A 25,337-nucleotide genomic window follows, 5' to 3' on the forward strand; every position below is an offset into this window, starting at 1 on the left:
ATGCCGCAAACGTCCCAGGCTTGCCGCTGCACGAGACCCGGCGTGCTGCGCTGCAGCAACGAATCCGTCTTGACATAATTCATCGCAAGTGAGTAATTGCTCACAGCCAAGGCAAATGCTCATCTTGGTTTATGGGAGGAATTTTGATGAAACTTCGCACGTTCACCCTAGGCCTGTTCTCGGCCAGCGCCCTCGCTTTCGCAGCGCATGCCGAATCCATCACCATCGCCACGGTCAACAATGGCGACATGGTCCGCATGCAGAAGCTGACCGACGACTTCACCGCCAAAAATCCCGACATTCAGCTGCAGTGGGTCACGCTCGAGGAAAACGTCCTGCGCGAGCGCGTCACCACCGACATCGCCACCAAGGGTGGCCAGTACGACGTGATGACCATCGGCACCTATGAAGTGCCGATCTGGGCCAAGCAGAACTGGCTTTTGCCGCTCGACAAGCTCGGCGACGATTACGACGTCAAGGATATCATCCCGGCCATAGCCGGCGGCCTGTCGGTCGACGGCAAGCTCTACGCCGCCCCGTTCTACGGCGAAAGCTCCTTCGTCATGTACCGCAAGGACCTGGTGGAAAAGGCCGGGCTCAAGATGCCCGATGCACCGACCTGGGACTTCATCAAGCAGGCCGCCGACAAGATGACCGACCGCGCCAACGGCGTGAACGGCGTCTGCCTGCGCGGCAAGGCCGGCTGGGGCGAGAACATGGCCTTCCTGACCGCCATGTCGAACTCGTTCGGCGCGCGCTGGTTCGACGAGAACTGGAAGCCGCAATTCGACCAGCCCGAATGGAAGAACACGCTGCAGTTCTATGTCGACCTGATGAAAGCCGACGGCCCCGAGGGCGCGTCGTCCAATGGGTTCAACGAAAACCTGGCGCTGTTCCAGCAGGGCAAATGCGGCATGTGGATCGACGCTACCGTCGCTGCCTCCTTCGTTTCCGACCCGAAGAACTCCACCGTCGCCGACAAGGTCGGCTATGCGCTGGCGCCGGACAATGGCCTCGGCAAGCGCGGCAATTGGCTGTGGGCATGGTCGCTAGCCATCCCCGCCGGCACGCAGAAGGCCGACGCCGCTCAAAAGTTCGTATCCTGGGCAACCAGCAAGCACTATGCCGAGCTCGTCGCCTCGAAGGAAGGCTGGGCCAATGTTCCGCCGGGAACGCGCTCGTCGCTCTATGCCAATCCCGAATACCAGAAGGCAGCACCTTTCGCCAAGATGACGCTGGACTCGATCAACTCCGCCGATCCGACGCACCCAACCGTCAAGCCGGTGCCTTATGTCGGCGTCCAGTTCGTCGCCATTCCTGAGTTCCAGGGTCTCGGCACCACCGTCGGCCAGCTCTTCTCGGCGGCACTTGCCGGCCAGTCGAGCGTCGACGATGCCTTGAAGCAGGCGCAGGACGCCGCCACCGCGACGATGACCGAGGGCGGTTACATCAAGTAAGCTCCTCCCGGTGCCGGTTGCCAATGGCGACCGGCAACGGCCGCCCGAATCCCAGTTCGGGCGGCCAGCTTTCACACCGCTGAAAAACTTGGCCGACCTCGAAGGGTGACCGTCATGGCTACTCAGCAGACCCGTTCGCTTGCCCGTTTCATGATGGCGCCATCCGTGGTGCTGCTGCTGGTCTGGATGATTGTGCCGCTGGCATTCACGCTGTGGTTTTCCTTCCAGCAATACAACCCGCTCAATCCGATGCGCGACGGCTTCGTCGGGTTTTCGAACTACGCGCTGTTCTATTCCAACCCGGCATTCCTGCAGTCGATCCTCAACACGCTCACCATCGTCGTCAGCGTGCTTTTGATCACGGTGATCGGCGGTATTCTGCTCGCCCTTCTGCTTGATCAGCCGATGTGGGGACAGGGCATCGTCCGCATCCTTGTCATCTCGCCGTTCTTCGTCATGCCACCGGTGGCAGCACTGGTCTGGAAGAACATGATCATGCATCCGCAGTACGGGGTTTTCGCCGATATTGCGCGCTTCTTCGGCGGGCAGCCGATCGATTGGTTCGGGCAGCACCCGCTCCTGGCGATCATCATCATCGTTGCCTGGCAATGGCTGCCGTTTGCTACGCTGATCCTGTTGACCGCGCTTCAGTCGCTCGACGTCGAGCAGAAGGAAGCCGCCGAAATGGACGGCGCCGGCTTCATCAGCCGCTTCATCTATTTGACGCTGCCTCATATGTCGCGCGCCATAACCGTCGTCATCCTGATCCAGACGATCTTCCTGCTGTCGGTCTATGCCGAGATCCTCGTCACCACCAATGGCGGCCCGGGTTACGCCTCCACCAACCTGCCCTTCCTCGTCTATCAGAAGGCATTGCTGGAGTTCAAAATCGGCCAGGCGTCCGCCGGCGGTATCATTGCCGTCATTCTCGCCAACATCGTTGCCTTCTTCGCCATGCGCGCTGTCGGCAAGAACCTGGATAAATAAGGGAGGATAAGATGGCACGTGCGCTGAACCACCCCCACTCCGTCCCGCTGCGCGGGACACCTCTCCCCCTGCCCGGGAGAGAGGAAAGGCCTGCATCGAAGCCGCGCCCTTCCTCTACCCCGTCGATCGGGGGAGAGGTGGTTTGCGCAGCAAACCGGAGTGGGGGTCGACCCTGCCGCCAACATCGCCGATAGGGAGGACCTGACCATGGCACGTGCAGTCACCACCCAGCACAAGACGATTGCTACCGCGGCCGCCTGGATCGTCGCGCTGCTGATCTTCTTCCCGATCCTCTATACGATCATCACCTCGTTCAAGTCGGAGCAGGAGGCTATCCAGGGCTTCAACCTGTTCCCGTCGGGAACCACGGAGAGCTATTCCGAGGTCCAGGCGCAGAACGGCTATTTCAAATTCTTCCTGAACTCGGTGTTCCTGTCGGTCGGCTCGACCATCCTGGCTCTGCTCGTCGCCATACCGGCGGCATGGTCGATGGCGTTTTCGCCGGGCAAACGCACCAAGGACATCCTGATGTGGATGCTTTCCACCAAGATGATGCCGGCCGTCGCCGTGCTGTTTCCGATCTATCTGATCTTCCGCGATACCGGTCTGCTCGACAGCCGCATCGGCCTGATGGTCATGCTGATGCTGATCAACCTGCCGATCGTGGTCTGGATGCTTTACACCTATTTTCGCGAGATCCCGGGCGAGATCCTGGAAGCGGCGCGCATGGACGGCGCATCGCTCTGGAACGAGATCATCTATGTGCTGACGCCGATGGCGGTCCCCGGCATCGCCTCGACCATGCTGCTCAACATCATTCTCGCCTGGAACGAGGCGTTCTGGACGATCCGGCTGACCACCACCGAGGCCGCGCCGCTCACCGCTTTCATCAGCTCCTTCTCCAGCCCGCAGGGGCTGTTCTGGGCCAAGCTTTCGGCCGCCTCGACGCTGGCGATCGCGCCGATACTGATCATGGGCTGGTTCAGCCAGAAGCAGCTGGTCCGAGGCCTGACATTCGGTGCGGTAAAGTAGCGGGCATCGCCTGACGCAAAACGAAAAGATAGCCCTTCGGGGGAGGAAACCATGGGAAACATCACGCTCAAGAACGTCTCCAAATCCTTCGGGGCGACGTCCATCATCCCCGGCCTCGATCTGGTCATCGAGGACGGAGAGTTCGTCGTCTTCGTCGGCCCGTCGGGCTGCGGCAAATCCACCCTGTTGCGTCTGATCGCCGGTCTCGAGGATACCAGCGGCGGCACCATCATCATCGATGGTCGCGACGTCACCGGCGAGGCGCCGGCCAAGCGCAAGCTGGCTATGGTGTTCCAGTCCTATGCGCTCTACCCGCACATGACGGTGGCCAAGAACATCGCCTTCCCGCTGAAGATGGCGGGCGAAGACCAGGCGACCATCGACAAGAAGGTGAAGGACGCCGCGCGGATCCTGAACCTCACCAACTACCTCGACCGCCGCCCCGGCCAGCTCTCCGGCGGCCAGCGGCAACGCGTCGCCATCGGCCGCGCCATCGTGCGCCAGCCGTCGGCCTTCCTGTTCGACGAGCCTTTGTCCAATCTCGACGCGGCGCTGCGCGGCACCATGCGGCTGGAGATCAGCGAGCTGCATCACCAGCTCAAGACCACCATGGTCTACGTCACCCACGACCAGATCGAGGCGATGACCATGGCCGACAAGATCGTCGTGCTCAATGCCGGCAATATCGAGCAGGTCGGCTCGCCGATGGAGCTCTATAAGACACCGAAGAACCTGTTCGTCGCCGGCTTCATAGGTTCGCCGAAGATGAACCTGATCGAAGGCGCGCCGGCCGCCAAATATGGCGCCAAGACAGTCGGCATCCGCCCGGAGCATATGAACATTTCGAAGACGTCAGGCGACTGGAAGGCGACGGTCGGGGTTGCCGAGCATCTCGGCTCCGACACGTTTTTGCACGTCCAGGCGGATGGTGTCGGGCAGCTGACGGTGCGTGCCGACGGCGAGTTGGCCGCCCATCACGGCGACACGATCTACCTGACGCCGGAAAAGGCCAAGCTGCATCGTTTCGGCGCCGACGGGAAGGCGATGCTGCAATGAGGCTCCGGGGCAAATCGGCGCTGATTACCGGATCGGCGCGCGGCATCGGCAGGGCGTTTGCCGAAGCCTACATGCGCGAAGGGGCGACGGTCGCGATTGGCGACATCAATCTCGAAGCCGCCGAGAAGACGGCTTCGGAAATCGGCCGCAACGCCTACGCGGTAAAGCTCGACGTCACCGATCTCGCGTCTATCGATGAGGCCGTCAAGGCGGTCGAAGCCAGGGCCGGCGGCCTGGATATCTTGATCAACAACGCTGCTTTGTTCGACCTGGCGCCGATCATCGAGATCACCAAGACAAGCTACGACAAATTGTTTTCGGTCAACGTCGCCGGCACGCTGTTTACGTTGCAGGCCGCCGCCCGTTCGATGATTGCCCGGGGCAAGGGCGGCAAGATCATCAACATGGCAAGCCAGGCCGGGCGCCGCGGCGAGGCGCTGGTCACCGTCTACTGCGCCACCAAGGCGGCGGTCATCTCGCTCACCCAGTCGGCAGGGCTCGATCTGATCAAACACCGCATCAACGTCAATGCCATCGCCCCGGGTGTCGTCGACGGCGAGCATTGGGACCATGTCGATGCCTTGTTCGCCAAGTTCGAGAACCGGCCGAGGGGCGAGAAGAAGAGGCTGGTCGGCGAAGCCGTGCCTTATGGCCGCATGGGCACGGCGCAAGACCTCACCGGCATGGCGGTGTTCCTGGCCAGCGATGAGGCCGAGTACATCGTCGCCCAGACCTACAATGTCGATGGCGGCCAGTGGATGAGTTGAGGGGGCGAAGGCGCTCTTCCCCCCGTCTCCTCCACGGGGGGAAGAGCCGTCCCGCTAAAGGGTAAAAGCAGATGACCGTGAAACTCTCTTCTTCCATCCTCGCCAAGCTGCCGCCCAAGGTCGCCGGCCCGAAATATGATCGCGCCGCGCTCAAGGCCGGCATCGTGCATTTCGGCGTCGGCAATTTCCATCGCTCGCACCAGGCCGTCTATCTCGACGACCTGTTCAATTCGGGTGTCGGCCACGACTGGGCCATTGTTGGCGCCGGCGTCTTCGAGGGCGAGAAGGTCGGCCGCGGCAAGTTGCAGGAGCAGGACTGGCTGACCACCGTGGTCGAGCAGGACAGCGGCCATATGAGCGCGCGCGTCACCGGCGTCATGATCGACTTTCTGGTGCCGGGCGATGCGGTCGCAATCGTCGAGCGGCTTGCCGATCCGTCGATCAAGATCGTCTCCCTGACCATTACCGAGGGCGGATATTTCATCGATCCGGCATCCGGCGTCTTCAATCCGACACATCCCGACATCGTTGCCGACGCTGAGCCGGGGGCGACGCCGAAGACCGTCTTCGGCCTCGTCCTCGCCGGGCTGCTGCGCCGCCGCGCCGACGGTATCGTGCCCTTCACAATTATGTCCTGCGACAACATCCCCCATAACGGCCACGTCACCTCAGATGGCGTCATCGGCCTTGCGCGGCTGATCGACGAAGGTTTGGCAAACTGGGTGAGCGAGAACGTTGCCTTTCCCAATGGCATGGTCGACCGCATCACGCCGGCCACCACCGACCGCGAGCGCGGCATTCTCTCCAGCGAGTTCGGCCTCGACGACAATTGGCCGGTGTTTTGCGAACCGTTCAAGCAATGGGTGCTGGAGGACCGTTTCACCGACGGCCGCCCGCCGCTGGAAAAGGTCGGCGTGCAGTTCGTCAGCGACGTCGCGCCCTATGAGCTGATGAAGATCCGCATCCTCAATGGCGGCCATGCGACCATCGCCTATCCGGCCGGGCTGATGGACATCCATTTCGTCCATGAGGCGATGCAGGAGCCGCTGGTACGCGGCTTCCTCGACAAGCTCGAGCATGACGAAATCATCCCGACCGTGCCGCCGGTTCCGGACACCGACCTCGAAGATTACTACCAGCTCATCGAGCACCGCTTCTCCAATCCGAAGATCGGCGACACCATACGCCGGCTTTGCCTCGACGGCTCCAACCGCCAGCCGAAATTCATCATCCCGACCATCGCCGACCGGCTGAAGGCTGGCAAAAGTGTCACCGGCCTTGCGCTGGAATCGGCGCTCTGGTGTCGCTACTGCTTCGGCACGACGGATTCCGGTGCCGTCACCGAGCCCAACGACCCGAACTGGGGCCGGTTGCAGGCGACGGCCAAGGCGGCCAGGGACATGCCTGCCGCCTGGCTTGCCATGGAGGACATCTATGGCGATGTCGGCCGCTCGCCGCCGTTCGCTGAAGCCTTCGGCCAAGCGCTGAGACTGCTGTGGGCGGACGGCGCGCGCGCGACACTGACGCGCTATCTCGCCGGCGACCTCTGAAGCCGATCCAGCGCGATGACGCCTGAACTAGTCATTTTCGACTGTGACGGCGTGCTGGTGGACAGTGAGATGCTGTCCGTCTCGGCATTGCTGGAGATGATCGCGCTTGCCGGCGGCAACGTCAGCGAGGACATTGCCTACGAGCACTTCCTCGGCAAGAGCATGAAGAGCGTCCGCGAAATCCTCGCAAGCGACTTCGGGCTCGATCTCACCGACCAGCATCTGACCGAGATGCGCTCCGAACTGATGCGCAGATTCCGCGAGGAGCTGAAACCGATGCCAGGTATCGCACAGGTCCTGCCGAGGCTCGGCGTACCGTGCTGCGTCGCCTCCTCCGGCACCCTGGAACGCATCCGCTATGCGCTCGCCGTCACCGGGTTGCTTGGGCTGCTGGAGCCGCATTTGTTCAGCGCCGCCATGGTGGCGCGGGGCAAACCGGCGCCCGATCTCTTTCTCCACGCAGCAGATAAAATGAGAGCGGCCCCGCGAAACTGCCTCGTCGTCGAGGACAGCCCGGCCGGCATCGAGGCGGCGCGGGCGGCCGGCATGCGCGTCCTTGCCTTCACCGGCGGCTCGCACACCGGCAACCCGGCATTGAAAGCGCGGCTTGCGTCGAGTGAGCCGGACTTTATATTCGCTGACATGCTGCAATTGCCCGATCTGATTGCAGGCCTGGGAGCGAGAGCAAGAACACCTTGACCAACAGTTTCGTTTGCGCGGTCGATGTCGGCACCGGAAGCGCTCGTGCCGGCATTCTCGACACCGGTGGCGCCTTGCTCGGCCGCGCCGAGCACCCGATCGCCATGCAACAGCCGAAGGCCGACCATGCCGAGCACGATTCGCAGGATATATGGTCGGCGGTGTGCATGGCCGTCCGCGCTGCCCGCGAAAAGGCGGGCGTGCGGGCCGAGGATATCGTCGGCATCTCCTTTGATGCCACCTGCTCGCTGGTGGTGCGAGACCGGCATGGCGGCCAGCTCAGCGTGTCCGTCACTGGTGAAAGGCGCTGGGACACCATTGTCTGGCTCGACCATCGCGCAATTGCCGAGGCCGACGAATGCACTGAAAGCGGCCACGCTGTGCTCGACTATATCGGCGGCGTCATGTCGCCGGAAATGGAGACGCCGAAGCTGATGTGGCTGAAGCGCAACCTGCCCGGAACATGGAACGAAGCCGGCTATCTATTCGACCTCACCGACTTCCTCACCTGGAAGGCAAGCGGCTCGCTCTCCCGTTCACAATGCACGCTGACCGCCAAATGGACCTATCTAGCCCATGAAGCGACCGGCTGGCGGCGCGACTTCTTCGAAGCCGTCGGGCTCGGCGATATCTTTGAGCACGGCAACCTGCCGGAAAAGGCAAGCCCGGTCGGTGCCGATATCGGCCCGCTCGGCGCGCAAGCCGCGACGGAGCTTGGCCTCACCGAAAAATGCCGGGTCGGCGCCGGCGTCATCGATGCCTATGCCGGCGCGCTTGGCGTGCTCGGCGGTTTCGCCGGTGACGCGACGAACATCGGCCGACATCTGGCCCTGATTGCAGGTACGTCGAGTTGCGTCATGGCGATGTCGCCCGATCCGCAGCCTTTCGCCGGTGTCTGGGGCCCATATTATGGCGCAGCCCTTCCCGGCCTGTGGCTGTCGGAAGGTGGCCAGTCGGCCACCGGCGCGCTGCTCGACCACATCATCCGCTGGCATGGCGCCGGCGGCGAGCCGGATGCCGCCATGCATGCCAGGATTGCCCACCGCGTCGCCGAGCTGCGCGCCGCCGAGGGCGACAACCTCGCCGCAAGGCTGCACGTACTGCCCGATTTCCACGGCAACCGCTCGCCGCTCGCCGACCCGCATGCCGTCGGCGTCATCAGCGGGCTGACGCTGGATGCCTCCTTCGACAGTCTGTGCAAGCTCTACTGGCGCACCGCCGTCAGCATCGCGCTTGGCGTCCGTCATGTGCTGGAAGCGCTGAACGAGAACGGCTATCTGATCGACACGCTGCACGTCACCGGCGGCCACACCAAGAACCCGCTGTTGATGGAGCTCTATGCCGATGCCACCGGCTGCACGGTGGTCGAGCCGCTGGCGGATGAAGCGGTGCTGCTCGGCACCGGCATGATTGCCGCCACCGCGGCCAGGCTTTTTCCCGATTTGAACGCTGCCTGCGTCGCCATGCAACAGGGCGGCAGGACGCGAGAGCCCAATCCGGCTGCCGCCGGCCGGTTCGATCGCGACTACCGCGTGTTTCTCGAAATGCACAGGCAAAGGCAGGCGCTGGACGCGATCCGATAAATCGGGATCGGTTGCTATCTCTGGTTCCAGCGCCGGATGACCGGCTCGTCAAGGTCGTGCTCATAACCGAGCACGCTTATGCCGGCGGTATCCAGCACGAAAAACGCGCCGGCTTGCGGCGGCAGGCCGAGGCAGCGTGCGGCCAGCACCCTAAGGAAATGCGAGCTTGAGAAGACCAGGACATTGCTGCCGACCTCGCGCAACTGGCTGACGATCCGGTCCGCCCTCGAGCCGACATCCGTGGCGGACTCGCCGCTCGGGCAGCCGTCGCGAAAGAGACGCCAGCCGGGGCGCTCGGCGAGGATTTGCTTGGTGGTCAATCCCTCATAGGCACCATAATCCCACTCCGCCAGATCGTCCTTCTTCACGCCTGACGAGCCGAAGCCGGCCAGCGCACAGGTGTTGAAGGCGCGCTGCGACGGGCTCGACCACACCGCCGAGAAGGACAGGCCCTTGAGCCGCTCAGCGATCCGCCTTGCCGCTTCCTCGCCGGCCGGCGTCAGCGGTATGTCGGTTCGGCCGGTATGTTTTCCGGACGCACTCCATTCCGTCTCGCCATGCCGAACCAGATAGATTTCGGGAAACGCGCTCATCAGGCTGCCTTTCAAATGGATTCTGCCGCGACCATAGCGGCTTCCATAGCCTCTCCAATAGCCTGCATTGAACCGACTGGCTTAACCCTTCCGCAAGTCAGCCTCTTGCCACCGGTGCCCATTTGATAGACAAACCCGTCGTAATGCGGAATCCGGCCGATCTTGGCCATTTTCCGCGCTGAGACGCGGCTTCCGGCTCTTGCCGACGTGCCGCAATCGGATAGGCGGAAAACTAGAATGTCTGCGATCGAAGCCGACGCTCGCGCGCCGGAAAACCTTTGGCGTCGGGAAATCAGGGCGATGCTGGCGCTCGCCTGGCCGATGGTGCTGACCAATCTCGGCCAGACCGCGATGACCGCTACCGACGTCATGATGATGGGGCGGCTGGGGCCGGACACGCTGGCCAGCGGTGCGCTTGGTGCCAACCTCTACTTCATGCCGCTTATCTTCGGGCTCGGCCTGATGCTGGCGACCTCGCCGATGATGGCGACCGAGCTCGGCCGCCGTCGGCACTCGGTGCGCGACCTGCGCCGCACCGTGCGCCAGGGTCTGTGGCTGGCGATCCTCATTTGCATTCCGATCTGGGCCCTTCTCTGGCACGGCGAGAGCGTGTTGCTGGCCATGGGTCAGGAACCGGCGCTGGCGCACCAGGCCGGCATCTATCTGCGCTGGCTCGAATGGGCGGTGCTGCCCTTTTTCGGCTACATCGTCCTGCGCTCGTTCATTTCGGCGCTGGAGCGGCCGGGCTGGGCGCTGATCATCGTGTTCGTTGCCGTCGCCTGCAACGCCTTCTTCAACTGGCTGTTCATGTTCGGCAATCTCGGCATCCAATCGATGGGCATCGCCGGCTCCGGCCTCGCCACCACTCTGTCCAGCACGTTGATGTTCGCCGGCATGGCGGCGGTGGTGATGCTTGAGAAGAAATTCCGGCGCTATCGTCTGTTCGGACGCTTCTGGCGCGCCGATTGGCCGCGCTTCAAGGGCCTGCTGCGGCTCGGCCTGCCGATCGCGGGCCTGCTGGCGTTCGAGGTGACGATCTTCAACGCGGCGGCCTTTCTCATGGGCCTGATCGATGCAGCTTCGCTTGCCGCCCATGCGATCGCCATCCAGATCGCCTCGATCACCTTCATGGTGCCGCTCGGCCTCAACCAGGCGGTGACGGTGCGCGTCGGACTTGCCCACGGCGCCGGCAATCCGGAAGGTGTCAGCCGGGCTGGCTGGACCGCCTATGTCGTCGGTGTCTCCTTCATGGCGCTGATGGGGCTAGTGATGATCCTGTGGCCGCATCTCTTGATCGGCGCCTTCATCGATCTCGGCAATCCGGCTAATGCCGAGGTGGTGGCGCTTGCCGTGTCGTTCCTCGCCTTTGCCGCGCTGTTCCAGGTTTTTGACGGTGCGCAGGCGGTCGCCAGCGGCATGCTGCGCGGCCTGCACGACACCAAGGTGCCGATGATCTATGCCGCGATCGGCTATTGGGGCATCGGGCTGCCGCTCGGCGTGCTGCTGGCCTTTCGTTTCGGCTTCAACGGCGTCGGCATCTGGATCGGCCTGTCGTCGGGACTGGCGGTAGTTGCGGCGCTCTTGCTAGGGCGCTGGCTGCGGCGTGACAGGATCGCGCCGCCGCTGGTATTCGGGCGTTGAATTGCTGGTCGCCCGCTCAGCGGGCCGCCGCCCGCTGCTCGAGCGAACGTGCGTATTGCGTCAGCGGAAAGCACATGACGAAGAAGATCAGCGCTACCAGCCCATAGACTTTGAACGGTTCGAAGGTCGCATTGTTGATCGCGTTGGATGTCCTCACCAGCTCCTCGAAACCGATGATCGACGTCAGCGCGGTCGACTTGATCAGCTGCACCAGAAAGCCGACGGTCGGTGCGCGGGTGATCGAAAACGCCTGAGGCAAGATGATCAGCCGGAGTTCCTGCAGATAGTGCAGGCCGAGGCTGGCGCCGGCGTCCCACTGGCCGCGCGGCAGTGCATCGACGCCGCCGCGCCAGATCTCGGCGAGATAGGCGCTGGCAAAGAAGGTCAGGCCAAGCACCGCCGCGGTCCACGGCTCGATGCGCAGGCCCAGCATCGGCAAGCCGAAGAACATCAGGAAGAGCTGCATCAGCAGCGGCGTGCCCTGGAAAAGCGCGATGTAGCCGGAGGCAAACCGGCGCGCCCATTTATTCTTGGCGATCCGGAAGAACAACACGATCATGCCGACCACGGCCCCGCCGACAAAGGCGGCCAGCGACAAGAGCACCGTCCAGCGCGCCGCCAGCAGCAGGTTGCGCAGAATGTCCCAGAAGGTAAATTCGATCATGACACGCCGGCTCCGAGAAGCCGGCGCCCGCCGCCGACCAGCAGCCGGCGCAGCCCAATCGACAGGATGAGATAGACCATCGTCACGATGAGATAGGTCTCGAAAGCCCGGAACGTGCGCGCCTGCAGCATGTCGGCTTCATAGGTCAGCTCGCGAACGGCGATCTGCGATACCACGGCGGATTCCAGCATCATGATAACGATCTGGCTGGTCAGCGCCGGATAGATCACCTTGAGCGCCTGCGGCAGCACGATCTTGATGAAGACCTGGCGCGGCCTGAGCCCAAGCGCCAGTGCCGCTTCCGTCTGCCCGGGCGGCACCGCGTCGAGCCCGGCGCCAACGATCTCGATCGTATAGGCGGCCATGTTGAGCGTCATCGCCAGCATGGCTGCCAGCATCGGATCGAGCCTGACGCCGATGCTGGGCAGCCCGAAGAAGATGAAGAATAGCTGCACCAGGAACGGCGTGTTGCGGATCACCTCGACATAGACGCCGATCGCCCGCTTGAGCAGGAGCGGACCGTTCCGCCGCCCTGCGGCGCCGAGGATGCTGAGCAACGTTCCCGCCAGCGTGGTGACAGTGATCAACAGGATCGTCGTGGCCGCGCCGCGCGCGATCGCCCCTGTCGCCCCGGCAAGCCAGCCGAAGTCGAGGCTATAGCTCACCGGCCATCAATCCTTGAGATTGGCGGGATCGAGCGGCGTCTTCAGCCAGGCTTTCGAGCTTTCGTCCAGTCTGCCGTCGGCCAGCATCTTGGCAACCGCGTCATTGACCGCCTGCTTCAGGCGGTCTTCCTTCTTGTTGAGGCCGATATGCGAGGGCGAGGTGAGAAGCTGGAATTTCTGCTCCGGCTTCAGTTCCTCCTGGCGGGCAAGCACCTGGGCGCCGACATCGTTGCCGACCACCATCAATTGGGTCTGGCCCGAAATGAAGGCCTGGATGACGGAATTATAGTTGTCGAAACGGCGGATGTCGGCCGAGGCCGGTGCCGCCTCGGTCAGCGAGGTATCCTCCAGCGTGCCGCGATTGACGGCGATCGACTTGTCGGCGAGGTCTTCCTTGCCTTTGACCGCAAGAGCTGCCGGGCCGATGACTGCGATGTAATAGGGCGCGTAGGCGGCGGCGAAATCGATCACCTGCTCACGCTCCTTGGAATAGCCGACACTCATCAGCAGGTCGACCCGCTTGTCGGTCAGGTACGGAATGCGGTTCTGGCCGGTCACGCTGACCAGATTGAGCTTGACCTTGAGCTGGTCGGCGATGGATTGCGCCACGTCGATGTCGTAGCCCTTGATGCTCATGTCGGCGCTGGCCGAGGAGAAGGGCGGGAAGTCGGAAAAGATGCCGACATTGATGGCGCCGGCCTTGGCGATGTCGTCGATCGCGTCGGCATTGGCGGCCTGGTTGGTGAAAGCAAGACCGGTCGCGCCGAGCATCAGCACGGCGGCGATGGATGATTTGAGCTTCATGTGAAGTGTCATTGTCATTCCCCTGCTGGAAGCTTGTTTGTTTGAGTGCAACCGCCGACTCCAGCGCGGCGGTCGCCTTTGGGTTCTCTAGTGGACCATGATCTTCTCCGAAAACCGGTTCCCACTTTTCGGGATCATGGTCGAGCGTGTCAGCCCGCCTTGCTGGTGATTGCCGGGCTGAAGACGATCAGGCTGAGGATCTCGAACAGCACCTGCGCGCCGGCATGCGCCGTGTTGGTGGTCGCGTCGTACTGCGGTGCCACCTCGACGACGTCGCCGCCGACGATGTTGAGGCCTTTCAGGCCGCGCAGCAGCTCGAGCACTTCGCGCGTCGTCAGCCCGCCGACCTCCGGCGTGCCGGTGCCCGGCGCGAAGGCAGGATCGATGCTGTCGATATCGAACGAGACATAGGTCGGGCCGTCGCCGACTATCCTGCGCGCCTTGTCGATAATGGCGGGAATGCCGAGGCCGGTCACCTCTTCGGCATGCACGACGGTCATGCCGGACTCATAGGTGAACTCCCACAGATACTCGGCCGAGCCGCGAATGCCGATCTGGATGGTGCGGCTCGGGTCGAGCACGCCGTCCAGCACCGCGTTACGGAACGGCCCGCCATGGTGGAACTTGGTCATGTCGAACAGGCCGCTGGTATCGCAATGCGCGTCGATATGGATCATGCCCACCGGCGCCCTCTTGCCGACAGCCTTCAGGATCGGGTGGCTGATCGAATGGTCGCCGCCGACCGAAAGCGGCAGAACGCCGGCGTCGACGATCTGGTTGGTGCGGCGTTCGATGTCGTCATGGCTGGTCTCTAGCCGGTAGCGGCTCTGGAACGGCACATCGCCGATGTCGGCGACCTTCAGCTCATGCGTCGGTGCGCATTCCAGCACATGATTGTAGGGGCCGATGCGCTCGATGGCGCGCAGCGCCCTTGGCCCGAAACGGGCGCCCGGCCGGTTGGTGACGCCCAGATCCATCGGCACACCGATCATCGCCACCTGCAGATCGCCGAAATCCGGATTGTCGGCGGCGATTTCACGATAGGGCGCCGCGAGGAAGGTCGGGATGCCGGAATAGGGCGCCAGTCGCGTGCCGGTCTTGGAGAAGATCTTGTCGGCGACACGCTGGAATTTCGGGTCGAACATTTCGCCGCCATGGCTCTCGCCGTATTTGCGGCGCAACGCTTCGAGCTTGCCGCGGTCGTAACCCATGTCGGTCCTCCATGGCTGGTGCGGCGCGCGGACAGCGGTCCCGATAGCCGCAGCCGTCGGCTGCCTGCAGATTTCACGTCTTGATGCAATGCCTGGGCAAAGTGTCCCGTAGCTGCATTGAAAAATCAATTGATATTGTTAGTGTGTTATCTGTGAGAAAATCTCACAGAGCCTCGGGTCCAAATGGCCAAGCGTTTGCCACCGCTCAACCCGCTGCGCGCCTTCGAGGCGACGGCGCGCCACGCCTCGCTGACCAAGGCGGCGGCTGAGCTCAACGTCACCCACGGCGCCATCAGCCATCAGATCAAGGCGCTCGAGCAATCGTTGGGTGTCAAGCTGTTCGAGCGTGCCGGTCAGCGGGTGAAGCTGACGCCACACGGCGCCGAGTTGCTGCCGGCGGTGTCGACCGCCTTCGACGGCATTGCCGCCGCCACGCAGCGCATGACGAGGCCGGCCAGCACCGGCGTTCTCTCTGTATCCTGCGTGCCGGCGCTACTGTTGCTGTGGATGATCCCGCGGCTGGGCAGCTTCACGTCGCAATATCCGGATATCAGGCTGACGCTGATCCCATCCAATGATGCCAAGGACGTCCGCGCACCGCATATCGATGTCTGCGTGCACTATGGTGACGGCAGCTGGACCGACTGCTGGATGCGCAAATGGTCGGGCCTCGAACTGTTCCCGGTGGTCAGCCCGACGCTGATCAACAACCGCCCGATCCGCACCGTCCGCGACCTCGCCGATCACGTCTTCCTGCATGGCGACGACGGCCGCGAATGGCATACCTGGCTGGCCGCCGCTGACGCGCTGGACCTGGAGCGCGGCCGCCGCCACCATCTTGGCGACGCGCGCATGGCGACCGAGGCCGCTGTCCACGGCCATGGCGTGGCGCTCGGCGACACGGTGACGGCAAGCGGACTGCTCGCCAGGGGCCTGCTTGTCGCCCCGTTCAGTCTTTCCGTGCCGGCCGTCGACGATTTCTACATCGTCTGCCGCAACGAGATGCGGTCGGCGCCGATCGTGCAATTGTTCATCGACTGGCTGTTTGCCGAGAAAGAGCAGGCCGACCGCCGCGCCGACGCGCCGGTGGCAGGCCGCATCGGCATTCGCCGCAAGCGTCCAGCGCTCAAGGTGGTCGGCGCCAAGACCGCATCCTGAGGCCGAAACTGCCGTAGGCGCCGCTTGCCGCAGGGGCTTCTTTTTGTCGGGCCAGCCCGCAAAGCGGGAGGCGCGTTCAAAAATTCGATGCTAAGAGGCATTTGGAGCAATTCCAGGAAAAGTGCGCAGCGGTTTTCCGTCCGGAATTGCGCTAGACAAAAGCTAGACCGAGCAGCGAAGGCGCATTGAGCGATGGCAAAGACCGATATAGCGCGGCGCGTCTACAATCACACCTGGAAGCTCGACCCGATCGTCCGCAGCTTGCTCGACACCGATTTCTACAAGCTTCTGATGCTGCAGATGATCTGGGGCATGTATCCCAAGGTCGACGCCACCTTCTCGCTGATCAACCGCACCACCTCGGTCCGCCTTGCCGAGGAGATCGATGAGACGGAGCTGCGCGAGCAGCTCGACCATGCCCGCACCTTGCGCTTCTCTAAGAAAGAGATGATCTGGCTCGGCGGCAACACCTTCTATGGCCGCAAGCAGATATTCGAACCGGAATTCCTCGCCTGGCTGGAAAATTTCCGGCTGCCCGAATACGAGCTTTCCAAGCGCGACGGTCAATACGAACTCGCCTTCAGCGGTCCGTGGATGTACACGACGCTGTGGGAGATCCCGGCGCTGGCAATTATCAATGAACTTCGATCTCGCGCGGCCATGCGGGCGTTCGGGCCGTTCGCGCTCGACGTGCTCTATGCCCGCGCCAAGGCCAAGATGTGGGCCAAGACCGAGCGGCTGAAGGCGCTGCCCGGCATCCGCATCTCGGATTTCGGCACCCGCCGCCGTCATTCTTTCCTGTGGCAGCGCTGGTGCGTCGAAGCGTTGAAGGAGGGCATCGGCGAGGCCTTCACTGGCACCTCCAACGTGCTGCTCGCCATGGACAACGATCTCGAGGCGCTCGGCACCAATGCGCATGAACTGCCGATGGTGTTCGCCGCGCTCACCAATTCGGAAAAGGAATTGAAACAGTCGCCCTACAACGTGCTGCAGGACTGGCAGCGCTACTACGGCGGCAACCTGCTGATCGTACTGCCGGACACCTTCGGCACCGCGGCGTTCCTGCGCGATGCACCGGACTGGGTCGCCGACTGGACCGGCTTCCGCCCCGACAGCGCGCCGCCGATCGAAGGCGGCGAGAAAATCATTTCCTGGTGGCGCGAAAAGGGCAAGGACCCCAAGCAGAAGCTGCTCATCTTCTCGGATGGGCTGGAGGTCGAGACCATCGAGGAAACCTACCGCCACTTCCGCGGCAAGGTGCGCATGTCCTTCGGCTGGGGCACCAACCTGACCAACGATTTCGAGGGCTGCGCGCCGACCGAGACCAACCGGCTAGACGCCATCTCGCTGGTCTGCAAGGTCACCGAAGCCAACGGCAGGCCGGCGGTCAAGCTTTCCGACAATCCGGCCAAGTCGACAGGCGACGAGAAAGAGATCGAGCGCTATTTGCGCATCTTCGGCCAGAAGGACCGCGTGGAGCAGTTGGTGAAGGTGTGAGGTAGGGGAACTCTTGCGTAGTATGAGTTCCTTCGCGCCCCCCTCTGTCCTGCCGGACATCTCCCCCACGAGGGGGGAGATTGCGCCCTCATTGCTGCTTTCGCCAATCGCTAAAGTTGCAGAAGGAGAGCCGACGGCGGAACCGCCGATCTCCCCCCTTGAGGGGAAGATGTCCGGCAGGACAGAGGGGGGCGCCGTAGAGCGCTGCATTTCTGCAATCAGGCCCTTTCCCGGTCTCGTCGCTTCCTTGGCATTCCCATCCACGCCCGCCTTCGCCCACGCCTCCGACCGCGGCCACGTCCTGCTCCTCCCCACCGGCTACTACGTCGTCGGTGGCGCGCTCTCGGTTGCCGCCAGTTTCCTTGTCCTGGCGCTACTGCCGCCGGACTCCCTCGACCGCTTCTGGCGCAAACGCCTGCCGCTTTTTACCTTCGGCGACGGCGCGCGGACTGCCGTCAGCCTGGTATCCTTTGCCGGCTTTGCAATTCTGATTGCCGCCGGCCTGTTCGGCAGCCGCGATCCGCTTTCCAATCCGATGCCGCTGACCGTATGGACGCTTCTCTGGGTTGGCCTGGCTCTGTTGCAGGGGCTCGGCGGCGATCTCTGGTCGTGGCTCAACCCCTGGTACGGGCCATGCCGCGTCGCCTCGCGCCTGTCCGGCAGAACGCAGCCGTATCTGCTCCCCCAACGGCTCGGCTATTGGCCGGCTTTCCTGCTGTTCTTCGCCTTCGCCTGGTTCGAGCTGATCGACCCTGCGCCCGACGATCCGGCGCGGCTGGCCTGGGCCGCCGGCCTCTACTGGCTGCTGAGCTTCGCCGCCATGCAGGTCTTCGGCTACCGCGACTGGACCCTGCGCGGTGAGTTCCTGACCGTGTTCTTTTCCATGGTGGCGCGCTTCGCCATCGTCGAACGTAGCGCAGACGGCCGGCTAAAACTCTGCTGGCCGGGCGCCAAGCTGCTCGGTGCCGCGCCGCTACCGCGCAGCGGCGTCGCTTTCCTGCTGCTTGCGCTGTCGTCGGTGTCCTTCGACGGCCTGTCGAAAACCTTCTTCTGGCTAGGCTGGTTCGGCATCAATCCGCTGGAGTTTCCGGGACGCACCGCTTTGATCGGCATCGGCAGCTTCGGCCTTGTGCTGAGCTTTGCCGTGCTTGCGGCCGTGTTCGCGCTCGCCGTCTTTCTTGGCCAGAACCTTGCCGGCAGCAAGCATTCGCTCGGTCACGCCGCCGGGCTTTTGGTCTGGTCGATCGTACCGATCGCGCTCGCCTACCACTTCGCGCATTATCTGACGGCGCTGCTGGTCGACGGCCAATATGCGATTGCCGGTCTCTCCGACCCGTTTGCGCTGGGCTGGAACCTGTTCGGTACCGCCGACATGTCAATTGAAGCCGGCGTCGTCGCCGGTGCCGGTTCGGCGTGGTGGCTGTGGAACCTCCAGGCCGGCGTCATCATAGCCGGCCACATGCTTGCTGTGCTTGTCGCCCATGGCTTGGCCTGGCGGCTGCACGCCATTCCGGCTCGCGCCGCGCTCAGCCAGTTCCCGCTCACCGTGCTGATGATCGCCTACACCGTCCTCGGCCTATGGCTGCTTGCGACGCCGAGCGCCGGATGAACGAGGTGTGCGATGCCCGCCAATCGAACCTTGGGGAAAGCTCGCTTGCCACGTCAGAGCTTTGGTGATTTAGTTTGTACACATGCAATTTTCGCCCCTCTTAACAAGAGTGGCCTGCCTGCTACAGCCATTGGTCAAAGCTCAAAAACAAGGGGAACTGCCGTGACTGACAAGAATGGGTTTTTCGATCTCTCCAGATCCGCTCTCACCCGCCGCACGGCGCTGAAGGGCCTTGCCGCCGGCGCCGGTCTTGCCGTCGCGCCGGGTTTCGTGCGTTACAGCCAGGCGCAGAGCTCGGCGCCGATCAAGATCGGCTTCCAGTCGCACCGCACCGGCATCGGCGCCGCCTATGGCCGCTGGTACGAGAAGACCACAGCGGCTGCCGTCAAGGCGATCAACGAAGCCGGCGGCATCAACGGCCGGCCGGTCGACGTGATCATCGAGGATGACGGCACCGATCCCGGCCGGGGCGCCGAAGTCGTCGGCAAGTTCGCCTCCCAGCACAAGACCGACATCGTCTACGGCACGCTGTTTTCGCATGTCGTCATCGGCTCGGCGCCGGCCGCCGGCGAGGCCAAGATGCCCTATTTCGTTGTCAGCGAAGGCCACCACGTCGCCTCGACCAAATTGAACCGCTACGTCTTCCAGCCCGGCATCACCGACGTGAAGAGCCAGATCCAGTCGATGGCGCCGTGGATTGCCGCCAATGCCGGCAAGAAGGTGACGCAGATCTTCCCCGATTTCGCCTTCGGCTACGACCATCGCGATTACCTGCCGCCGGCGCTGAAGGCGCAAGGCGCCGAGGTCATCGCCCAGATCGCCATCCCGCCGACGGAATCCTCCTTCACCAAATATTTCCCGCAGATCCCGGCCGAGACCGAGGTGATCTACCACGTCATGGTCGGCCCGGCCGTGCTCACCTTCGTCAAGGAACTTGGCGAGTTCTACGGCTCCAACCGGCCGCAATTGTTTGGCTTCATAGATTCTCTCGAAGCCACCGACATCAACAGCCCCGGCCTCGAATTCCTCGATGGCAGCCATTTCTGGGAAGGCTCGCCGCGCTATGCGCAGCCTGATGATTCCGCCGCGCAGAAGGCCTATCGTGCCGCCGTCGGCATCGACGACAATGGTGCCGCCGTCGGCGATCCCAAGGACGTCTCCACCGCCGCGCATATGTTCGGCTGCTGGGAAACGCTCTATGTCGTCAAGAAGGCGATGGAAGATGCCGGCTACAAGGGCCCGGAAGACCGCGCCAAGCTGGTCGAGGCGACCGAGGCGTTGACCGAGTTCGCCGAGGGACCGGAGCACCCGCAGGGCCCGAAAACCTTCAACGGCAAGATCCACCAGTGTTTTGGTATCCAGAACATCTCCAAGGTCGAAGGCGGCCGGCTGAATGTCGTCCACAAGACCAAGATCGAGGACGGCCTCTACGAGCCGGAAGGGGATTACACGACCCAGGCGCTGTGAGCTTAGCTGTTTTGGCCGTAGTGCGCTTCGAGCCACCCCACCGCTTTCGCCAATCGCCGAGGTCGGTAGACGGCCGCCTTCGCAGGAACTGCCAATCTCCCCCGTTGAGGGGGAGATGGCCGGCAGGCCAGAGGGGGGTGCTCTGGGCACCTCCCTTGGGGGCGTAACCGATGCACTTCGGACCCCACCTTCTCCTCGCCGCCCTCGAAGGCCTCGTCACCTCCGCCGTGCTGGCGCTGACGGCGCTCGGCTTGTCGCTGGTGTTCGGTGTCATGCGCGTCGTCAATGTCGCGCATGGCGAATTCTTCATGCTGGGCGCCGTGCTTGCCTGGGCGATCTCTACGGCGATATCGGGCCATCCGGCGCTCGGCTTCCTGGTCGCCCTGGTGCTGGCGCCGCTGATCGTCGGCCTGATCGCACTGGTCGCCGAACGGCTGGTGCTGCGCCGGCTGAACTACAATCCGGAAGCCACCATCGTCGCCACCATCGGCATGCTCTACATCATCCAGCAATTGGCGCTGACCTTCTATGGTCCGGAGGCGCGGCCGGTGGAGCCGCCCTTCAGCTACCGCATTCTTCTGCCGTGGTTCGGCTATTCCGGCTACAAGCTGTCGATCATCGCAGCGTCTGCGCTGCTGCTGATCGCAACCTGGCTGGTGCTGACGCGCACGAAAATCGGCCTTGTTATGCGCGCCACCCAGTATGACAGCGAGACGGCGCAGGCCTTCGGCATTCCGGTCGATCGCGTCTATGCCGGCGTCTTCGCGCTCGGCGCCATGCTGGCTTCTATCGCCGCGGTGTTGATCGTGCCGATCAGCCAGGCGCATTATCTGATGGGACAAGACCCGCTGCTGCTCTCGTTCATCGTCGTCATCATCGGCGGCCTCGGCTCGTTGCGCGGCACGGTGGTCGCGGCGGTGCTGATCGGCCTTTCCGACGGCATCATCTCGGTGTTCTTCTCGCCGACGCTGGCCAAGATCATCGCCACCTTGCTGGTCGCCATGGTGCTGGTGTTCCGGCCGCAGGGCCTGTTCGGGACGGCATCGCGATGAAGGATGCTTCGCCGGCAAAGCCCTATGCACTGCATCTCGGCGTCATCGCCCTGCTTTTCGCACTTAGCTTTGTCCTGCCGGAATACCATCACGGGCTGCTCGCCCGTATCATGGTGCTGGCGGTCTTCGCCATGGGCTATAACTTGCTGTTCGGCTATGTCGGGCTGCTCAGCCTCGGCCACGCCATGTTCTTTTCAGCCGGGCTCTATGGCGCCGGCCTTGCCATCATCCATCTCGGCTGGAGCGTGCCGGCGGCCTTCGCAACCGGGCTTGCCTGCGGCGCGCTGCTTGCGCTGGTGATCGGGCTCCTGGCACTGCGCACCTCCGGCGTCGCCTTCATGATCGTCACCATGATGTTCGCGCAGGTATTCTACCTCGTCATCCTCTATTTCGCCGCCTGGACCGGCGGCGACCAGGGCATGGTCGTGCCGCAGCCGATGCGTGTCCTTGTCCTCGGCGGCGCGTCGTTCGACCTCACCAACCCGACCGTGCGCTACATGAGCGCGCTGGCGCTGTTCTCGATCGTGCTGCTCATAAGCCTGGCTATAGTCCGCTCCAGCTACGGTCGTGTGCTGGTCGCCATCCGCGAGAACGAGGAGCGGACAAAAATGCTCGGCTACAACACGTTCTCCAACAAGCTCGCCGCCGTCGTCGTCTCCGGCACCATCTGCGCGGCTTCGGGTGCCGCCTATGCGCTGCTGTTCGGCTATGTCGGCTCGAGCTTCGCTTCCGTGCAGTATTCCATCCTGCCGCTGCTCTGGGTGCTGCTGGGCGGCGCCGCTACCACGCTCGGGCCGCTGATCGGCACGCTGTTCATGTATTATGTCATCGACGTCGCCAGCGGCTACACCTCCGCCTATCTGCTGATCGTCGGCATCGCGCTCATCCTGCTGGTGCTATTCTTCCCCAAGGGCATCCTCGGCAGCATCCGCCAGCGCTGGCTGGGGTGGCTGCCATGATGCCGCTGCTGACCACCAAAGGCCTGTCCCGCAGTTTCGGCGGCCTGCGTGCCGTCGACGGCGTCGACTTCGCGCTGATGCCGGGCGAGGTCCGCGCTGTCATCGGCCCCAACGGTGCCGGCAAGACCACCTTCGTCAGCCTGGTCAGCGGCCGTATCCAGCCCTCGTCGGGCATGATCGTCTTCGACGGCGCGGACATCACCAATCTGCCGGCCTACGCCAGGGTTCGCCTTGGCGTCGCCTACACTTTCCAGATCACCAGTGTCTTTGCCAATCTCAGCGCCTACGACAATGTCGCCCTGCCGGTGCAGCGCACGCTGACCGATGGCCGTTCGAAGGGCGCGGTTCACAGCGGCGTCATGGCGGCTCTCGAGCGCACCGGCCTTGCCGATCGCGCTCAAATGCCGGCCGGGCAATTGTCCTACGGTCACCAGCGCCTGCTGGAAGTGGCGATGGGGCTGGCGCTGAAGCCGCGCCTGCTGATCCTCGACGAACCGACGCAAGGGCTGGCCGACAGCGAGATCGACAATTTCATCGAGCTGGTGCGCGAGATCGCCGATAGCGCCACAGTGCTTTTGATCGAGCACAACATGCCGGTGGTCATGCAACTCGCCGACCGCATCACCGTCTTCAACGCCGGCAGGATTCTGGCCGAAGGTACGCCCGAGCAGATCCGCGCCAATGCCGCGGTGCAGGACGCTTATCTGGGGACCACGCATGGCTGAGGTCCAGTCCAAGGCACTGACCGTTTCCGGGCTCGATTGCTTCTACGGCGAGGTCCAGGTGCTCTATGGCCTGGATCTGGTTCTGAACGAGGGCGAGGTGCTTTGCCTGTTCGGCCGCAACGGCGCCGGCAAGACGACGATGCTGAAGGCGATCATGGGCCTGGTGCCGGCAGCCGCCGGCTCGATCAGGCTCGAAGGGCGGGAATTGACCGGCCTGCCGGCACATGAGGTGCCCAAGGCCGGCGTCGCCTACGTGCCGCAGGGCCGGCGGCTATTCGCCGAGATGACGGTGGCGGAGAACATCGAAATCGGCCTGATGGCCCGCAACAAGGGCAAGGCGACGCGCGAAAACGTGCTCGATCTTTTCCCGCTGCTGCGCCAGCGCCTCAGGCAGTGTTCCGGCACGCTGTCCGGCGGCGAGCAGCAGATGCTGGCTATGGCGCGGGCGTTGTGTCTGGAGCCGCAGGTGCTTCTGCTCGACGAGCCGACCGAGGGGCTGATGCCGTCGATGATCGCAAAAATCCGCGAAACCGTGTCGAAGCTGCGCGCGCTTGGCGTGTCGACAATCCTCGTCGAGCAGCGCGTCGATGCCGTGCTGTCGGTCGCCGACCGTGTTTGCTTCATTGAAAACGGCCGCAACCGCGAGACGGTCGACGTCGAGGAACTGCGTGCCGATCCCTCGGCCGTCCGCCGCTATGTCGGCGTTGGCTGATCAGCGAAAGAACAGGAAGCCGGCGAGCAGGAAAGTCGGGATCAGCACGGCACCCGACCATACCATGTAGCCAAAGAAGCTCGGCATCTTGATGCCGCGATGCCTGGCGATAGCATAGACCATGAAATTCGGCGCATTGCCGATATAGGTGTTGGCACCCATGAACACCGCGCCGGCCGAGATCGCCGCCAGCGTCGAGGCGAGCTCGGTCATCAGATGCTGCGGGTCGCCGCCGGCGAGTTCGAAGAACACCAGATAGGTCGGCGCATTGTCGAGGAAGGACGACAGCGCCCCGGTCAGCCAGAAATAGGCGAGATTGTCAGGCGCGCCGGTCGGCGAGCTGACCAGCAGCACCAACGGCGCCAGCGCGCCGTCGAGGCCGGCCCGCAATATGGCGACCACCGGCACGATGCAGATGAAGATGCTGGCGAACAGCTTCGCCACCTCGGCGATCGGCCCCCAGCTGAAGGCGTTTGCACCGCGAAACTCCTTCGGCGAGACGACAAGCGAAGTGAAGGCCAGTATCATGATGGCGGCGTCGCGCACCAGGTTCTGCAGCTCGAGGCTGACGCCCTGAAAAGAGAAGCTCACTCCCGGCTTCCAGGCAGCAGAAATCAGGATCGCAGCGATTACGCCGGCCAGCAGCGGTATGTTGGCCAGGCCGCGAATGCGCACCTTGGTGTCAGGCGTCGGATCCTTGATCTTCGGCGCACCTTCCTCGCGGTGATGCAGGATGATGTCGATCGCCAGGAAAACGGCCAGCACCACGCCGGCGACGAACAGCGTCTCCGGCAGCAGGTGAACGGTCGTCCAGAAGAAATCGACGCCGCGCAGGAAGCCGACGAACAGCGGCGGATCGCCGAGCGGCGTCAGAGACCCGCCGATGTTGGACACCAGGAAAATGAAGAAAATGACGACATGGGCGTTGAAGCGCCGGTTGTCGTTGGCGCGGATGAGCGGCCGGATCAGGATCATCGAGGCGCCGGTTGTGCCAATGATCGAGGCAAGCAGCGCCCCTCCCAGCAACAGCCCGGCATTGACCAGCGGCGTGCCGTGTATGTTGCCGGCAACGAAGATGCCGCCCGAAATGGTGAACAGCGCAAACAGCAGGATGATGAACGACATGTACTCGGTGAGCAGCGCGTGCAGCACCGCCTGCGTCGCCGACGGGATGCCGAAGGCGATTGCCAGCGGCCCGATCACCAATGCTGCCCAGAACGCGGCAATCTTGCCGTAATGGTGCTCCCAGGCATGATGGAAGAGCAACGGCCCGGTCGCGATGCAAAGCAAGAGCCCGGCAAACGGCAGCACCCACCAAAGCGACATGGCGGCGCCCGGCAATTCGTGCGCTTCGGCCGCGAGAACCGCTCTCGGAGAAAAGATTGCTGCAATAAGTGCAGCACTTGCCGTCAACGCCGCAAACCGCATGAAGCCCCTCAAAAGTCTGTC

The 25,337-nt window shown here is 63.4% G+C and carries 23 protein-coding genes; 17 read left to right on the top strand and 6 right to left on the bottom strand.

Annotated elements, in window-relative coordinates:
* The first annotated feature begins 146 nt into the window (after window positions 1–146).
* The 8 genes from NKJ32_RS02440 (at window position 147) to NKJ32_RS02475 (ending at window position 9,131) form a co-directional block, all read left to right on the top strand.
* Window positions 147–1,457, top strand: coding sequence for an ABC transporter substrate-binding protein (locus tag NKJ32_RS02440; RefSeq protein ID WP_352826744.1), 1,311 nt, complete (start codon window positions 147–149; stop codon window positions 1,455–1,457).
* Between the two features lie 114 nt (window positions 1,458–1,571).
* Window positions 1,572–2,444, top strand: coding sequence for a carbohydrate ABC transporter permease (locus NKJ32_RS02445; protein ID WP_023676993.1), 873 nt, complete (start codon window positions 1,572–1,574; stop codon window positions 2,442–2,444).
* A gap of 207 nt (window positions 2,445–2,651) precedes the next feature.
* Entirely contained in the window at window positions 2,652–3,476 is an 825-nt protein-coding gene (locus tag NKJ32_RS02450; RefSeq protein ID WP_023676992.1) for a carbohydrate ABC transporter permease, read from the top strand.
* 51 nt (window positions 3,477–3,527) lie between these two features.
* Window positions 3,528–4,532, top strand: coding sequence for an ABC transporter ATP-binding protein (locus NKJ32_RS02455; protein ID WP_023676991.1), 1,005 nt, complete (start codon window positions 3,528–3,530; stop codon window positions 4,530–4,532).
* On the top strand, window positions 4,529–5,299 hold the full coding sequence (locus NKJ32_RS02460) for an L-iditol 2-dehydrogenase (RefSeq protein ID WP_352782991.1): 771 nt from the start codon (window positions 4,529–4,531) through the stop codon (window positions 5,297–5,299). Before NKJ32_RS02455 ends, NKJ32_RS02460 begins: the two co-directional genes overlap by 4 nt.
* A gap of 71 nt (window positions 5,300–5,370) precedes the next feature.
* Window positions 5,371–6,849 carry a mannitol dehydrogenase family protein gene (locus NKJ32_RS02465; RefSeq protein WP_352588653.1) on the top strand — a complete coding sequence of 493 codons (1,479 nt, stop codon included), beginning with the start codon at window positions 5,371–5,373 and terminating at the stop codon, window positions 6,847–6,849.
* Window positions 6,850–6,864: 15 nt separating this feature from the next.
* Window positions 6,865–7,548, top strand: a complete 684-nt coding sequence (locus NKJ32_RS02470) for an HAD family hydrolase (protein ID WP_352588650.1) — start codon at window positions 6,865–6,867, stop codon at window positions 7,546–7,548.
* Entirely contained in the window at window positions 7,545–9,131 is a 1,587-nt protein-coding gene (locus NKJ32_RS02475; RefSeq protein WP_352619426.1) for an FGGY-family carbohydrate kinase, read from the top strand. Before NKJ32_RS02470 ends, NKJ32_RS02475 begins: the two co-directional genes overlap by 4 nt.
* Before the next feature lie 14 nt (window positions 9,132–9,145).
* Here NKJ32_RS02475 and NKJ32_RS02480 read toward each other — a convergent pair whose 3' ends face one another.
* A complete protein-coding gene (locus NKJ32_RS02480; protein ID WP_352635032.1) occupies window positions 9,146–9,727 on the bottom strand; it encodes a histidine phosphatase family protein in 582 nt (193 codons plus the stop codon).
* A gap of 234 nt (window positions 9,728–9,961) precedes the next feature.
* Between NKJ32_RS02480 and NKJ32_RS02485 the strand changes: the two genes are divergently transcribed.
* The gene (locus NKJ32_RS02485; protein ID WP_352634760.1) at window positions 9,962–11,365 is read left to right on the top strand and encodes an MATE family efflux transporter; all 1,404 of its coding nucleotides are present in this window, start codon (window positions 9,962–9,964) and stop codon (window positions 11,363–11,365) included.
* Between the two features lie 16 nt (window positions 11,366–11,381).
* On the opposite strand, the gene NKJ32_RS02490 is transcribed toward NKJ32_RS02485, so the two are convergent.
* The 4 genes from NKJ32_RS02490 to speB all read right to left on the bottom strand — a co-directional run bounded on the left by NKJ32_RS02490 (window position 11,382) and on the right by speB (window position 14,709).
* Window positions 11,382–12,029, bottom strand: a complete 648-nt coding sequence (locus NKJ32_RS02490; RefSeq protein ID WP_023722520.1) for an amino acid ABC transporter permease — start codon at window positions 12,027–12,029, stop codon at window positions 11,382–11,384.
* The gene (locus NKJ32_RS02495) at window positions 12,026–12,694 is read right to left on the bottom strand and encodes an amino acid ABC transporter permease (protein WP_352826746.1); all 669 of its coding nucleotides are present in this window, start codon (window positions 12,692–12,694) and stop codon (window positions 12,026–12,028) included. The genes NKJ32_RS02490 and NKJ32_RS02495 overlap by 4 nt, the downstream gene beginning before the upstream one ends.
* A gap of 6 nt (window positions 12,695–12,700) precedes the next feature.
* On the bottom strand, window positions 12,701–13,510 hold the full coding sequence (locus NKJ32_RS02500) for a transporter substrate-binding domain-containing protein (RefSeq protein ID WP_352588638.1): 810 nt from the start codon (window positions 13,508–13,510) through the stop codon (window positions 12,701–12,703).
* Window positions 13,511–13,647: 137 nt separating this feature from the next.
* Window positions 13,648–14,709: an agmatinase gene (gene speB, locus NKJ32_RS02505; RefSeq protein ID WP_352826748.1), complete on the bottom strand. Its 1,062-nt coding sequence runs from the start codon at window positions 14,707–14,709 to the stop codon at window positions 13,648–13,650.
* A gap of 183 nt (window positions 14,710–14,892) precedes the next feature.
* Here speB and gcvA point away from each other — a divergent pair, with 183 nt between their 5' ends.
* The 8 genes from gcvA to NKJ32_RS02545 all read left to right on the top strand — a co-directional run bounded on the left by gcvA (window position 14,893) and on the right by NKJ32_RS02545 (window position 23,888).
* Window positions 14,893–15,867, top strand: coding sequence for a transcriptional regulator GcvA (gene gcvA / locus NKJ32_RS02510; protein WP_352634764.1), 975 nt, complete (start codon window positions 14,893–14,895; stop codon window positions 15,865–15,867).
* Between the two features lie 192 nt (window positions 15,868–16,059).
* Entirely contained in the window at window positions 16,060–17,364 is a 1,305-nt protein-coding gene (pncB, locus tag NKJ32_RS02515) for a nicotinate phosphoribosyltransferase (RefSeq protein ID WP_254815847.1), read from the top strand.
* A 169-nt stretch (window positions 17,365–17,533) separates the two neighbouring features.
* Window positions 17,534–18,973: a hypothetical protein gene (locus NKJ32_RS02520; protein ID WP_352691404.1), complete on the top strand. Its 1,440-nt coding sequence runs from the start codon at window positions 17,534–17,536 to the stop codon at window positions 18,971–18,973.
* Window positions 18,974–19,135: 162 nt separating this feature from the next.
* On the top strand, window positions 19,136–20,440 hold the full coding sequence (locus NKJ32_RS02525) for an ABC transporter substrate-binding protein (RefSeq protein WP_352826749.1): 1,305 nt from the start codon (window positions 19,136–19,138) through the stop codon (window positions 20,438–20,440).
* Between the two features lie 170 nt (window positions 20,441–20,610).
* The gene (locus tag NKJ32_RS02530) at window positions 20,611–21,492 is read left to right on the top strand and encodes a branched-chain amino acid ABC transporter permease (RefSeq protein WP_352826751.1); all 882 of its coding nucleotides are present in this window, start codon (window positions 20,611–20,613) and stop codon (window positions 21,490–21,492) included.
* Window positions 21,489–22,451 carry a branched-chain amino acid ABC transporter permease gene (locus tag NKJ32_RS02535; protein ID WP_352525857.1) on the top strand — a complete coding sequence of 321 codons (963 nt, stop codon included), beginning with the start codon at window positions 21,489–21,491 and terminating at the stop codon, window positions 22,449–22,451. The genes NKJ32_RS02530 and NKJ32_RS02535 overlap by 4 nt, the downstream gene beginning before the upstream one ends.
* The gene (locus tag NKJ32_RS02540; protein ID WP_352826752.1) at window positions 22,448–23,176 is read left to right on the top strand and encodes an ABC transporter ATP-binding protein; all 729 of its coding nucleotides are present in this window, start codon (window positions 22,448–22,450) and stop codon (window positions 23,174–23,176) included. The genes NKJ32_RS02535 and NKJ32_RS02540 overlap by 4 nt, the downstream gene beginning before the upstream one ends.
* Complete coding sequence (locus NKJ32_RS02545; protein ID WP_352826754.1) at window positions 23,169–23,888, top strand: ABC transporter ATP-binding protein; 720 nt, start codon at window positions 23,169–23,171, stop codon at window positions 23,886–23,888. The genes NKJ32_RS02540 and NKJ32_RS02545 overlap by 8 nt, the downstream gene beginning before the upstream one ends.
* Here the strand turns inward: NKJ32_RS02545 and NKJ32_RS02550 are convergent, their stop codons facing one another.
* Complete coding sequence (locus tag NKJ32_RS02550; RefSeq protein ID WP_352826756.1) at window positions 23,889–25,316, bottom strand: sodium:proton antiporter; 1,428 nt, start codon at window positions 25,314–25,316, stop codon at window positions 23,889–23,891.
* Window positions 25,317–25,337: the final 21 nt, after the last annotated feature.

It is taken from the genome of Mesorhizobium sp. M0159 (assembly GCF_040322295.1).
GTDB lineage: Bacteria > Pseudomonadota > Alphaproteobacteria > Rhizobiales > Rhizobiaceae > Mesorhizobium.

Bases quoted from the DNA above. Each gene is read 5' to 3' on its own strand.
- NKJ32_RS02465 (WP_352588653.1), top strand. From the start codon at position 5,371: ATGACCGTGAAACTCTCTTCTTCCATCCTCGCCAAGCTGCCGCCCAAG.
- NKJ32_RS02450 (WP_023676992.1), top strand. From the start codon at position 2,652: ATGGCACGTGCAGTCACCACCCAGCACAAGACGATTGCTACCGCGGCC.
- NKJ32_RS02470 (WP_352588650.1), top strand. From the start codon at position 6,865: ATGACGCCTGAACTAGTCATTTTCGACTGTGACGGCGTGCTGGTGGAC.
- NKJ32_RS02540 (WP_352826752.1), top strand. From the start codon at position 22,448: ATGATGCCGCTGCTGACCACCAAAGGCCTGTCCCGCAGTTTCGGCGGC.
- NKJ32_RS02500 (WP_352588638.1), bottom strand. From the start codon at position 13,510: ATGACACTTCACATGAAGCTCAAATCATCCATCGCCGCCGTGCTGATG.
- NKJ32_RS02485 (WP_352634760.1), top strand. From the start codon at position 9,962: ATGTCTGCGATCGAAGCCGACGCTCGCGCGCCGGAAAACCTTTGGCGT.
- NKJ32_RS02550 (WP_352826756.1), bottom strand. From the start codon at position 25,316: ATGCGGTTTGCGGCGTTGACGGCAAGTGCTGCACTTATTGCAGCAATC.
- NKJ32_RS02490 (WP_023722520.1), bottom strand. From the start codon at position 12,029: ATGATCGAATTTACCTTCTGGGACATTCTGCGCAACCTGCTGCTGGCG.
- pncB (WP_254815847.1), top strand. From the start codon at position 16,060: ATGGCAAAGACCGATATAGCGCGGCGCGTCTACAATCACACCTGGAAG.
- NKJ32_RS02445 (WP_023676993.1), top strand. From the start codon at position 1,572: ATGGCTACTCAGCAGACCCGTTCGCTTGCCCGTTTCATGATGGCGCCA.
- speB (WP_352826748.1), bottom strand. From the start codon at position 14,709: ATGGGTTACGACCGCGGCAAGCTCGAAGCGTTGCGCCGCAAATACGGC.
- NKJ32_RS02440 (WP_352826744.1), top strand. From the start codon at position 147: ATGAAACTTCGCACGTTCACCCTAGGCCTGTTCTCGGCCAGCGCCCTC.
- NKJ32_RS02455 (WP_023676991.1), top strand. From the start codon at position 3,528: ATGGGAAACATCACGCTCAAGAACGTCTCCAAATCCTTCGGGGCGACG.
- NKJ32_RS02460 (WP_352782991.1), top strand. From the start codon at position 4,529: ATGAGGCTCCGGGGCAAATCGGCGCTGATTACCGGATCGGCGCGCGGC.
- NKJ32_RS02530 (WP_352826751.1), top strand. From the start codon at position 20,611: ATGCACTTCGGACCCCACCTTCTCCTCGCCGCCCTCGAAGGCCTCGTC.
- NKJ32_RS02535 (WP_352525857.1), top strand. From the start codon at position 21,489: ATGAAGGATGCTTCGCCGGCAAAGCCCTATGCACTGCATCTCGGCGTC.
- NKJ32_RS02520 (WP_352691404.1), top strand. From the start codon at position 17,534: ATGTCCGGCAGGACAGAGGGGGGCGCCGTAGAGCGCTGCATTTCTGCA.
- gcvA (WP_352634764.1), top strand. From the start codon at position 14,893: ATGGCCAAGCGTTTGCCACCGCTCAACCCGCTGCGCGCCTTCGAGGCG.
- NKJ32_RS02545 (WP_352826754.1), top strand. From the start codon at position 23,169: ATGGCTGAGGTCCAGTCCAAGGCACTGACCGTTTCCGGGCTCGATTGC.